Raw genomic sequence first — 11,547 nt, 5'->3', positions numbered from 1 at the left:
GGCCGGCCGCGGCCCGGGGGAGGGCCGCGACCGGGTTCCCCCCGCACAACGGGGCGCGGGGGCGGACGGTTCAACCGCCGGGGCAGGTCAGCCCGCGTCGTGGTAGACCCGGCCGCTCGCGTTGGCGGTCGCCCCGTCGTACAGGCCCGTCGGGCTGGTCACCGTGGAGAGCGTGAACCACGCGTACCGCTCCATGAAGTCCAGGCCGTCCAGCATCTTCGTCGAGGAGCGGATGAAGTCCGTCTGCTCCTGCTGGCTCGGGTAGCGGGGCGTGCCCTTGGAGAAGTCGATCAGGCCGTACTCCGTCAGCCAGACCGGCTTGTGATAGCGGTCGTGCACCGCCTGGAGGTAGCCGCGGAGCTGATTGGCGGCGTCGGGTCCGAAGTCGGCGCCGTACCAGTGCACCGGGATGAAGTCGACGCGCAGCCCCCGCTGGGCGGCCCCCTGCATGAACCGGTCCAGCCAGCCGCCCGCCACGTCGGCGCCGGTGGCGACCGCGGGAGCGCCGAGCCGCAGACCGGTCGCCTCCAGCCGGGGCCACTGGTCGAGCGCCTGCTCGGGCGTCATGTTCGCCTGGGTCGGCGAGTCCGGCTCGTTGAAGCCGAGGAGTTCCTTGCCCTCCTTGGCGGCCTGGCCGAGTTCGGTGTCGGTGACCGAGCCGGGACCCCAGATCATCGGGACGTAGTCGACGCCGTTCGGCCTGGTCACCGCGCCGGTCGAGGAGGCCCAGTTGAAGTACCAGGAGGCGCCGGAGTCGGCGAGCGCCTGGGAGGCGCCGTCGACGGGGTTGAGGCTGACGCCCTTGCGTCCGGCGGCCGGGGTCTTGTTCTCCGGGGCCGGCTGCGTGGCGGCGGGCTCGGCCGGGGCCGCGCTGCCGGTGCCGAACGCGACGGTCAGGCCGGTGCACTTGGTGCACTGGTACATGACCTTGTTGCCCGGCTCGGCGTCCTGCTTCGACCAGGCGTACGCGGTCGGGCACTTCTGGTTGACCATGTCGCTGTAGCCGGTCTTCGCGTCCCGGTTCGGGTTGACGCACACCAGCGGCGCGCCCGTGCCCTGGTCCTTGACGAGGTTGTCGGCCGGGCACGCGGACAGCAGGTCCTCCGCGCAGCCCGCCACCGCGCACTCGCCGCTCGCGGGGGGTGCCACGTCGTTCGGGGTGATGGTGACCGGTGCGGCGACGGCGTTGACGTAGCTCACGTCGTACCAGGGGGCGAGTGAGTCGGCCGGGTCGAAGTTGAACTCGGCCAGCCCCGTGGGCTGTTCACCGGTCGAGCAGCGGTCGGCGTGCGGTCCGCAGTCGCCGACGGCACAGTGGAACGTACTGCCGTCCTCGCCGCCGCAGCCCTGGCGCGCGAAGAAGGTGCCGCGCCAGTGCCCGGCGCCCGCGCGCTCGGGGACGGTGACCGTGGCGGACTGGCCGGGGTCGAGCACCGGCAGGCCGGTGAGTGCGGTCGAGCCGTCGGCGTTGACCGTGCTGCCGACCCAGATGCGGCTGCTCGTCCTGTTCTGCAGGGTGACGGTGTGCTCGGCGACGTCGGCGGCCGGTGTGCCCTGGATGCTCCGGTCGCCGGAACGGTGGGACTGCACCGCGAAGGCGGTGCCGGTCACACCGACGACGACGAGGAGCAGGGCGAGGAGTAAGGGGGTGCGTCTGCGCATAGGGCGTGCCTCTCCGTGGGGGATGCGCTGGTACGGCGATCGGGTGGCGTCGCCGCAGGCACGACGGATGGGCAGGGGTGGATGGTTCATCCGGCGGGGGATGTCACCGCCGGGCCGTCGAGGCGTTCGACGCCTTCCTGACGGGTACCGGAGTGGCCGCCCGCGTCGACGAGTCGGCGCCCCGGGAGCCCGACGCCGTGGGGAAGGCGTGGCGTGTGTCGCGTAGCACCTGCTGCCCTTCGCTGCTGAGCAGGGAGTGGGCGGTGGTGGGACTCGACGGCGTGGAGACCGGGGTCGCCGGGCTCGCCAGGGGCGACACGGGGGCCGCCTCGCCCGAGAACGGGGACACTGGGGTCGCGTGGGCCGGGAAGGGCGAGACCAGGTCGGCGGCGGCCGGCAGCGGGGAGCGCGGGGCCGACTCGTTCTGGAGGTGTGGGGGTACGGGGGCCGACGTGGGCTGCACCGGCGGCGCCGGTGGCTCCAGTCCCGACACCGTGCTGTAGGCGTCGTCTCCCAACAGGCTCGACTGGTAGGCGCTTTCGGCGGCGAGGAAGTCGTGGGCGCCGAACGTGTCGCCCGCCCGCGGGATCACGGTGGTGCTGTTGGTCCGTTCCGCCAGGTCGATGCGCTCGGCCTCCCGGAAGCCGTGGCCGTCGGTCATGTCGTCGGCGAGGGGGGAGCCGAAGCTGTTCCGGGGCGACGGGGTGACGGAGTTCTCCCCTGCGGCGGCTGGGCGTTCCCAGCGGGCGCGGAGCTGCGCGAACTGCGCCTGGTCGCGGGCCATGATGGCGTCCCGGGCGTTGGCCATGGCCTCCTCGGCCGTGACCGTCGGAGGGGGGACGGCCTGCGAGGTGCTCCGCTCGCGCGCCGCCGGCTCGGTGCTCGGGGGAGCGTTGCGCCGCAGCTCCCGCAGGTACGCGTTGTTGGCGTACATCGCGACACTCGGCATGTCGGCGGGCGACTTGTCGTACGCCTTCTTCCACTTCTTCTCGGTTCTGACCAGATGCAGGACCGCGTCCTCGAAGGCTTCCCGGGCGGCCGGCGGAAGCTGGGCGATCGTCCCTTCGAACGCGGCCCTCGACGAGAGCATCGACCGGTCGGAGGGGGTCTGCGGTGCCGCCGCCCGCATCGCCTGTGCCGGGTACGGCTCGGACTGCCCGGCTCCCACCGGTTCCTGCGAGCCGCCGCCGGCCCCCATGGCCGAGCCGCCGGACGGTGAGCGGCCCCGGAGACGGTCGATGAAGCGGGCGAGGTCGTCCGCGAGCCGGTCCCAGGCGCTCTCGCCTCTCCCCGAGCGCGTCCCGTTTCCGGGACGCAGGCCGCGCACGGCGTATTCCGTGGTGAGCAGGCTGCGCGCCAGCGCCATCTCGGGCGGGTCCGGCTGCTTGGCCGGTGACTTCCGGGTCAGCCGCTTCCTGGCCGAGGAAGCCGCGCTGTCGTTCGCCACGGTTGCCCCTCAATCAGGTCGGAGGTGCTGTCGGGGGGCCACAACGGGCCTCCGGGACGAACGGTTCAGATCCCGGCGGCCGGCGTGTCAGGAGGCGGCCGTGATCGGCGCGACCGCCAACTCGAATCCGGCGGGGAGGGGCAGCAGCCCCGGCGGCAGTGGCACCACAGGGCACCAGCGGGCGCCGCCGACCGGACGGGGCGTGACCGCGCGGTCGTAGCCCCCGTTCTCGGCGGCCGCGGACCGGCGGCGCTCGAGCACGCCTTGCGGCGCGAAACGTCGTAGGTGCGCGGTGGACATGGGCGGACCTCCCCCGTCTGTCGGGCGGGACCCACGCCCTGGCGCCGGTTCGGGTCCGAGAGACACAACGGGGCCGACCCGCCAGGCGGTTCAGAACCGGAACGACGGCGCACGGCCGCGCCTCGGAAGGAGCGGCCGTGCGGTACGACGGGGCGGGGACGGCTCAGCCGGTCCCGCCTCCCTTCTTGCGGACGACCTTCTTGCCCTTGTCCTTCGGCTGGACCACGGGCGTGGACCGCTCACCCGTGTTCGTCCTCCGGGAGGCCGAACTGCTCACCGTCGGGCTGAGCGAGGAGACCGACGACGGCTGCACGGGAGCGCTGTAACCCGGCGGGAACTGCCCCGGCTGGCTGCCGAGCTGGGGGTTGTTGTGCAGCCCGTACATCTGGTTCTCGGCGTCGCCCGGCTTCAGGTCACCCTGGTTCGTGTGGGCGTGGTGCGTGAGGTCGGTCGCGGTCGCCGCGCCCGCCACCCACGATCCCGCGCCGCCGATCATCTTGGTGGTCGAGGACTCCTGGTCGCCGACGGCGCCGTACGTGTTGAGTCCCGTGGACACCAGCCGGCCGATGCTCGCGCCCACCTGGACGCCGTCGACGACACCGCCCGCGCGGTACTGCTGGAACTGGCCGTAGAGCTCCTGGCCGGCCACCGCGCCCTGAGCGGCGATGCCCACGCCGTTGACGATCGTGCCGGCCCTGCCGGGGATGAACGTCGAAGTGCCCTGGATGAGAGTGGGAGCCACGTCGACCAGGGCCTTGGCGAGCTTCGCCTTGTTCGACTTCATCCACTCCCACGCCTTGTTGCTGCTGCTCCACCGGGCCGCAGCCTGCTGCTGTGTGTCGACCGCGTAGAACGTCCTCGCGCCCTGGTCGTACATACCGGTCGCGCCCGCGAAGAGCTCCGGGGCGTTGTCCGGGACCGCGCTCCTCGACGGCTCGACGGCCCCGCTGCTCCGGACCCTCACGGAGTGGTAGGAGCTCGCGTTGGAGTGTTCGCTGTCGCTCGAATGGGTTGAATCTGGCATTTTCACCCTTCCTGGGGTGGACAGTTGCTCGGCACCGGGCCCGCGGCGACGTCCGGGTGGGCATCGGCGGCGGGCGCGTGCTCAGCTCGACCACCACAACGTGCGGGCCGACGAACCCGGTTCACCGCGTTCCGTGCCAAGTGCCGCCTCGGTGGGCCCTGGCGCGGGACACGCGCCGCCGGACCGCGCGCCCCCGGTCAGGCCAGGGCCGGCGGAGGGCCCGGCGGCGGAGGCGCGGATCCCGGCGGCGGGGCGAACGGGTCCATGGCGGCCACCGTGGGTGTCTCCTTCGGGCGGTGCATCCCGGGCTTGCAGCCGGCGAAGGGACCCTGCGGATCGCGCAGGGTGTCCATGACCGAGGACAGGTAGTCACGGTGCCAACTGGCCGGTCCGGTCATCGTGGAGCCCGGGCCGGTCAGGTCGCCCCAGGCGAGCCACAGGCCGTGGAGCTGGGCGACCGCCTCGGGGTGCTCCCACCAGGTCGGGCACCAGGGGGACCCGGACGTGACCTCCCGGCCGTAGACCGGCAACAGCACGTGGTGGACCCACAGGGTGAGCTGGCGCAGGGTGCTCGCGTAGGCGGGGCCCTCCATGTAGAGGATGAACAGCGGTGCCGACGCCGCTTTCTCCTCGGCGGCGGGCGCCTCCGGCTCAGCGTGCTTCTCCGTTGGCAAGGTCGACATGGCCCTCCTGGTGGCTCTCGGCGGCTCGGATGTGGCCCGGAGCGGTTCGGCATCCGGTCGTGCAGCACAACGGGCACCGCCCCCGCCGGGTTCACGCGTCCGGCCGGACCACTCCGAGGATCTCCATCGACGCCGCCGGGGAGACGTACACCCAGCGGCCGGGGCGAGGGGCTTGGATGATCTTGCCGTCGCCTATGTAGAGGGCGACGTGGCTGGCGTCGGCGAAGTAGATGATGAGGTCGCCGGGGCGCATGTCCTCGACGGGGACGTGCTTCAGGCGGCGCCACTGTTCCTCCGAGGTGCGGGGGATGACGTGGCCGGCCGCGAGCCAGGCCTGCGAGGTGAGGCCGGAGCAGTCGAAGGAGTCGGGGCCCTCGGCGCCCCACACGTAGGGCTTGCCGAGCTGGCGGGTGGCGAACGCGATGGCCTTCCGGCCGGCGGGGGTCGCGTCGGTGCCGACCTTGTCGAGGACGCCCGTCCCCACCCACTTCGCCTGGGCTTCGTCCGCGTCCTTCTTGTCCAGCGCGGCGAGCCGCTCGATCTCCTTCTTCTCCAGCGTCGACTCGATCTTCTTCGCGTCGTCGATGTGCTTCTCGACCGACCGGCGCTCGCTGTCCTTGGCGCGGCGGTTCGCCCGCAGGCTCTTCAGGGTGGCGGTGGCCTTGTCGGTCCGGGTTCCCAGGTCCTTGCGGGTGGCGGTCAGCGCGGTCAGCACCCCCTGCGTCGCCTGTTGCGCCTGCCGCGCCAACGACGCGTTGTCCAGGGCGTGTTCGGGATTCTCCGCGAGGGCGAACTGCATTTCGGCGGGGAGGCTGTCGCCCCGGTACTGGGCGCGGGCCGCCGCGCCCGCCAGCCGGGTGAGCCGGCCCAGCTTCGTCTCGGCCGTCTCGATCTGGCCCTGGAGCGTGTGGACGCGTTTCTCCTGCTCGGTCACCTTCTCGTCGGCGGCGTTGTACTTGTCGGTGGCCACCTCCGCGTCGTGGTAGAACCGTTCGAGTTCGGCGCGCACCTCGGTGAGGGTGCCGGGCACAGGCGCGGGCTCGGCCCGGGCCGGCTGCTGGGCCGTCGCCGTCGCCGTCAGCGCGAGGGCCAGAGCCAGGGTCGCGGCCGTCCGGTGGCCGGGTGCGCGCGGGGTCCGTCTCATCTGGGCCGAAGCTCCTTTCGTAGCCGCCGTATGGGAGAGAGCCGGGGGTCGTCCCCACAACGGGGCCACGGCGGGCGGTGGTTCAACGCGACGGTGTGAACCGGTCGGACACCACCGGACGTTGTGCCTCGGAGGCGGTGGTGGGCGAAGGGAGCGGAATGGTCGCGGAGTTGGTGCCGCTGGCGCTGTGCACGGGGTTCGGCCTCGGATTCCTGGCGCTGGCGGCGCGGTCGGTGCTGGGAGCGCTACGGCTGTGGCTGCGCGGTCTGCGGGTGATGGGCCAGGTCACGCCCCGCAAGGTCGCCGACCGGAGGCCGGGCGGGCTCGTGGTGTTCTCCGACCACCTGGGGCGCGGCCTCGTCTTCGACCCGGGGTGGCGCGGGCCGTTGTGCGGGCTGCCGCCGGTCGGCGGCAGCGTGCCCGTGGTCTACGCGCAGAACCGGCCCGGCACGGCCCGGCTGTGGACGCTGCGCTACCTGCTGGCGCCCTCGTTCGGCTGGTTCCTGTCCTCGACCCTGGCCTTCGGCACCGGGGTCATGGTCTCGTCGTGAGCGGGGACGCGGCCGGGGCGGCCGGTGCCGGAGCGCGAGGCGGCCGGGTCGTCGAGGTCGATGTGCTCCGCGGGTTCGCCCTGTTCGGCATCCTGCTCGTCAACGCCCAGCTGATGGCGGACCCGTACACGGCGTTCGGCGGCGGGCCCGGCGCCTCGGCCCTGGACCGGGCGGCCGCCTGGGGCGTGACCGCGACCACCACCGCCTACCAGCTCTTCTCCTTCCTCCTCGGCTACAGCTTCGTCCTCGACCGCCGCGCGGCCGGCCCCTCGGACACCGGCTCCGCGCCACGTCATCTGCGCCGCACAGCAGGGCTGTTCGGGCTCGGACTCGCGCACGCCGTGCTGCTCTACCCCGGCGACATCCTGATGACGTACGCCGCTCTCGGCCTCGTCCTGTACGGGCTGCGCGACCTCACCCCCCGGGCCGCCGTACGGGTCGCGGTCTGTCTCGTGGCGGGCCTGGCCGTGCTGCTCCTCGCCTACGGGCTGCTGACCGTCGCGCTGACCGGACCGGTCACGGCCGCCCAGTACGCGCCGCGGGTCGCGGACACCGTGGCCGCCTACCGCGGCGGGTTCGGGTCGGTGATCGGGGCCCATCTGCGGGAGCTGCCGTCGGCGCTCGGCGCCAACCTGATGTACACGCCCGACATGCTGGCCGCGTTCCTCGCGGGTCTCGCGGCGGCCAAGACCGGACTCGTGGAGCGACGTGGCCGGGACCGGGCGTGGCTGCGGCGGACCGCTCTCCGGTGGCTGCCCGTCGGCCTGGCGGGCGGCGCGGTCACCGCCGTCTGCGCGGACGGCCCGCTCGACAGCCGCTGGTTCCTGGTCGGGCACGCGGTGTCCCTGCTGACCGCGCCCGCCCTCACGGCGTCGTACGCGTGCGGGGTGCTGCTGCTGGCCGACGCCGTAAGCCCGGCGGCGGACGTGCTCGCCGCCGCCGGGCGCATGGCGCTCAGCCACTACCTCACCCAGTCGCTCGTCCTCGCCTGCGTGTTCACCGGCTACGGCCTCGGCCTGTACGACCGCGTCGGCACCGCCGCCGTCCTCGCGGGCTGCGTGCTGCTCTACGGCCTCCAACTCGCCTACGGGTACCGGCTGATGGGCCGGTACCGGTACGGGCCCGCCGAGCTGGTGCTCAGGACGGTCACGCTGGCGCGGCGTCCCGGCCGGGCTCCGGCTTGTGCAGGGTCACGCCGGGCAGCAGACGGCTCGCCGCGCGTTCAGTGATCGCCGCCGTCTCCGCCTTCGCCGCGGCGGAGATGGCACCGGCGCCGGGCTCCTTGTACCAGGGACGGAGCCGGATCAGCGCCGGCCTGACCCCGGTGGCGAGGAGCAGCGCCGTGCCCTTCGGCAGGGCGCGGATCCGGTCCGGCGGCAGGACGGCCTCCTGGCGGTAGGAGTACGACCGTGACGTGCCGTCCTTGCTCCGCGAGATGCTCGGTGTCTTGACGTCGTGCTGGCCGACCAGGGTGGAGATCTTCTGGACGAAGTCGGCGTCGTCGAGGCCGGCGCCGAGGAGTTTGATGGTCGCCGCGCTCCACAGGGCGTCCATGCCGACCTCCCCCCACACGCGGGCGCCCTGCCGGTAACTCTGCAGCAGCGTCACGACGTTGATGCCCCGGGAGCCGAAGTGCGAGTACAGGTCGGGCAGATCGGAGATGCGGCACACGTTCGCCGCCTCGTCGAGGACGGCGGTCAGGGGCGGGTCGAGGCGGCCCCCCATGCGCTCGGCGGCCACGACGCCCGCCCGCATCGTCGCGTCCGCGAGCCCCGCGATGACGCCGGCGGCCGAGCCGCCGCCGTCCTTCGACAGCAGGTAGAGCGTGTCGTGGCCGAGGACGTGCCGGTCGGGCCGGAACTCCGGGAGGTCGGGGTCCGGGGTGACCCAGGCGAGGATCTCCGGGTCGAGGAGGCAGGACACGGTCTGCCGCGCCGTCTCGTAGATGCCGTCCCGGGTCTCCACCGCACCCCGCACCGTTCCCTGCAACTGCTCGGCCATCGCGACGAGTCCGACCTCGCGCAGCAGGTCGATCGGGGTGCGGTCGGCGGGGTCGGCGAGCCAGGCGAGGAGCTCGGTCAGCGGGGCCCGGCCGCGCGCGGCGGCGAGGAACAGCGCGGTCAGGGTGTTCTGGGCGGCCGAGATCCAGAAGTCCTTCTTCGCCGTGTCGTCGTTGACGGAGGCGACGAAGTGCCCGGCCATCCGGCGGGCGCCCTCGATGGTGTGGCACTCGCCGAGGATGTTCCACCACAGGGCGCGCGGGGTGTGCGCGATGCCCTGCGGGTCGAACGTCCAGACCGTGCCCGCCTTCGCGCGCTCGGCACGGGTCACGGCGTACACGTCGGCCTTGTTGGAGGTGAGCAGCACCGCGCCCTGGGCGCGCAGCACCCGGGGCACCGCGATCCCGGTGGACTTGCCGGCGCGGGGCGCCATGAGGTCCAGCTCGACGTCCTCGTAACTGCTGCGCAGTTCGGGGCCCTTGGGCTCCAGGTCGCCGAGGAGGTTGCCCGTCTCGTCCGGGTGCACCTGGTCGCGGCCCTTGAGCCCGGGGCGCAGCTCGCGCGCGCGGGACTCGATGCCCTTGGGGCACATGGCGGCGAGCTCACGCCGCCCGGCCAGACCCTTGGGGCGTGCCGACCGGTCCATGAGGAGCCGGACGACCAGGGCGAGGGGGACCGCGATGAGGACCAGCAGGCCCAGCATGCCCGCGTAGACGGCGGCGGGCGGCGCGGCCGGCCACAGGGCACCGGGCCCGTCGGAGACCAGGTGGGCGATGGTGGACAGCGCGAACGGCGGGGCGTCCCAGCCGTTGCCGGACAGGCCGGCGCCGAGGGTCCCGCCGGACCAGGCGACGGTGAACATCACCAGGCCGGTGCCGGCGACCGCGACGATCGCCCACGGAAGCAGGTCGTGCAGGTCGCCGCCGCCTCCGCCGCGGGGAGCGCTCACGCGGTCCACCTCCCCGCCGTCTCGGTGCCGGGCCCGCCGGGCAGCACGCCCTCCTGGGCGGCCCGGGCGACCTGCTGCGCGGCACGTGCCGCCGCCTGCTCGACGGCGTCCTCGTTCGGCGTCCAGCGGGTGTTGGTGTTGTGCAGGTGGCGCTCCGCGTCGGTGATGGCGACCTTGATGGGGATGCCGGGCCGTCCGCCGACCTTGATGAGGAAGCGGCCGCGGCCGGGCGGCTCCTCGTTGTCGCCGTTCACGCCCCAGCCGGGCGGCGACGACCAGGACGACACGAGTTCGATCTCGCGCCGGGACAGGCCGACGACCTTGCCCAGGTCCTCCATCTCGGTCCGCGGCAGCCCCGCGCACACGACCATCCCGGCCCGTTCGACGAAGCCGCGCGCCTTGGCGCGGTCCGCGTCGGTGCCGAGGGCCTCGGCGTCCTTGAGGGTGTGCGTGATCTTCGCGTCGCCGAGGCCGAGCGAGCGGTTGAGGCGGGTCAGCGCGTCGATGCGGTCGACGATGCCGGAGGCCGCGCGCAGCGGGCGCCACAGTTCGTCGAGGACGGTGAAGAACCAGCGCCTGGGCGCCAGTCCGGCGTCCGCGAGGGCGTGCGAGGCGGCGACCGTGCCGAGCCCGTCGGACCAGGCGGCGAGCATCGCGGCGGCGGTCAGCTGGGTGTCGGCCTCGCCGATGCCGGAGATGTCGATGCACACGGCGGGCGCGTTCGGGTCGATCCGGGTGGACGTCTCGGAGGCGAAGGTGTCGCCGAGCGGGCCGTCGAGGATGCCGAGCAGCGAGCGGTGCAGCGGGTCGACGGCGTCCCGGTAGCGGGCGTCGTCGCCCCGGTCGAGCGTGACGGCACGGACCCGGGGCGGACCCTCGGTGAGGACCCGCAGCACGTCGGGCAGCAGCACGGTGCGGCCCTCCGGGGTGCGTTCGCGCAGGTGGTGCAGGACGGCGGAGAGCACGGACTGCTCGTGGTCGTCCATCGGCCGGCCGCGGACGATGGTGACGAGCGCGGCGACCATGTTCAGGACACGGCCGTGCGCCTCGGCCTTCAGCACCTCGCCGGCCTCGCCGCCGATCCTCGCGGCGGCCGCGCCCATCGCCCCCGGGTCCAGGACGTTGATGCCGCCCCGGCCGCGGCCGATGGAGATGACCTGGCCGCCGAGGGCGCGCACGGTGTCGGCGTAGTCCGGCTTGAGGTCGCCGAGGACCAGCGGGACGACACCGGTGGCGGCGAGCCCGATCAGCATCCGGTTGACCAGCGTGGACTTGCCCAGACCCGGCATGCCGAGCATGAACAGGGAGGGGTTGGAGATGTAGCGGGCCCGGGTGAACCAGTTCAGCGGGTCGCCGCACACGGTGGCGCCGGTGAACAGGTGCTGTCCGAGCGGCACTCCGGTCATCGGTGAGCCGGAACCGGCGGCGAAGGGCCACATGCCGCAGGCCTGCACGGTCGTCGCGCGCCACATGGTGGGCGGGTCCATGTAGCCGACCCGGCCGCCGCCCACGCCGTACCAGCCGCGGTGCGGGACGAACAGCTCCTTGGTCCTCCCGGGAGCCTTCTCCTTCCCGGACTTCGCGGCCCTGCCGGACTTCCCCGCTCCGGCCGCCCGGCCGTTCCCGTCGGGGGCCGGAGCGCCGGTGGGGACGGCGTCGGGAGCGAGGTGCGCCCCGACGTCCTCGACCGCCTTGGCCTTCCTCTTCCGTCCGGGCTTCTCCACGCCGGGCCCGCCCGGGGCCGCGGCTCTGAACGCCTGCTCCTCGGCGAGCCGGTCGGCCCGCTC

Annotated in this window: 10 protein-coding genes; 2 read left to right on the top strand and 8 right to left on the bottom strand. The window is 73.5% G+C overall.

What is annotated here, in order from left to right; all coding sequences use genetic code 11:
• Positions 1–87 precede the first annotated feature (87 nt).
• The 6 genes from B0675_RS07545 to B0675_RS07520 all read right to left on the bottom strand — a co-directional run bounded on the left by B0675_RS07545 (position 88) and on the right by B0675_RS07520 (position 6,260).
• On the bottom strand, positions 88–1,662 hold the full coding sequence (locus tag B0675_RS07545) for a glycosyl hydrolase (protein WP_081217999.1): 1,575 nt from the start codon (positions 1,660–1,662) through the stop codon (positions 88–90).
• 103 nt (positions 1,663–1,765) lie between these two features.
• The gene (locus tag B0675_RS07540; protein ID WP_081217997.1) at positions 1,766–3,109 is read right to left on the bottom strand and encodes a hypothetical protein; all 1,344 of its coding nucleotides are present in this window, start codon (positions 3,107–3,109) and stop codon (positions 1,766–1,768) included.
• Positions 3,110–3,196: 87 nt separating this feature from the next.
• A complete protein-coding gene (locus tag B0675_RS07535; RefSeq protein ID WP_081217994.1) occupies positions 3,197–3,409 on the bottom strand; it encodes a hypothetical protein in 213 nt (70 codons plus the stop codon).
• A gap of 163 nt (positions 3,410–3,572) precedes the next feature.
• On the bottom strand, positions 3,573–4,433 hold the full coding sequence (locus B0675_RS07530) for a hypothetical protein (RefSeq protein WP_143661055.1): 861 nt from the start codon (positions 4,431–4,433) through the stop codon (positions 3,573–3,575).
• A gap of 197 nt (positions 4,434–4,630) precedes the next feature.
• Positions 4,631–5,026, bottom strand: a complete 396-nt coding sequence (locus B0675_RS07525; RefSeq protein WP_241539911.1) for a DUF4913 domain-containing protein — start codon at positions 5,024–5,026, stop codon at positions 4,631–4,633.
• Between the two features lie 181 nt (positions 5,027–5,207).
• Positions 5,208–6,260: a C40 family peptidase gene (locus B0675_RS07520; protein ID WP_081217987.1), complete on the bottom strand. Its 1,053-nt coding sequence runs from the start codon at positions 6,258–6,260 to the stop codon at positions 5,208–5,210.
• A 140-nt stretch (positions 6,261–6,400) separates the two neighbouring features.
• Between B0675_RS07520 and B0675_RS07515 the strand changes: the two genes are divergently transcribed.
• Both B0675_RS07515 and B0675_RS07510 read left to right on the top strand, forming a co-directional pair.
• Entirely contained in the window at positions 6,401–6,811 is a 411-nt protein-coding gene (locus tag B0675_RS07515; protein WP_241539722.1) for a hypothetical protein, read from the top strand.
• A complete protein-coding gene (locus B0675_RS07510) occupies positions 6,808–8,040 on the top strand; it encodes a DUF418 domain-containing protein (RefSeq protein WP_241539721.1) in 1,233 nt (410 codons plus the stop codon). Before B0675_RS07515 ends, B0675_RS07510 begins: the two co-directional genes overlap by 4 nt.
• Here the strand turns inward: B0675_RS07510 and B0675_RS07505 are convergent.
• The gene (locus tag B0675_RS07505) at positions 7,958–9,760 is read right to left on the bottom strand and encodes a type IV secretory system conjugative DNA transfer family protein (protein WP_241539720.1); all 1,803 of its coding nucleotides are present in this window, start codon (positions 9,758–9,760) and stop codon (positions 7,958–7,960) included. The two genes, B0675_RS07510 and B0675_RS07505, sit on opposite strands and share 83 nt — an antisense overlap.
• The gene (locus tag B0675_RS07500) at positions 9,757–11,232 is read right to left on the bottom strand and encodes an ATP/GTP-binding protein (RefSeq protein WP_241539910.1); all 1,476 of its coding nucleotides are present in this window, start codon (positions 11,230–11,232) and stop codon (positions 9,757–9,759) included. Before B0675_RS07500 ends, B0675_RS07505 begins: the two co-directional genes overlap by 4 nt.
• Positions 11,233–11,547 lie beyond the last annotated feature (315 nt).

It is taken from the genome of Streptomyces sp. M41(2017), from assembly GCF_002078175.1.
In the GTDB taxonomy this organism is placed as follows: Bacteria; Actinomycetota; Actinomycetes; order Streptomycetales; family Streptomycetaceae; genus Streptomyces.
This window is presented reverse-complemented; position numbering and strand designations above follow the sequence as displayed.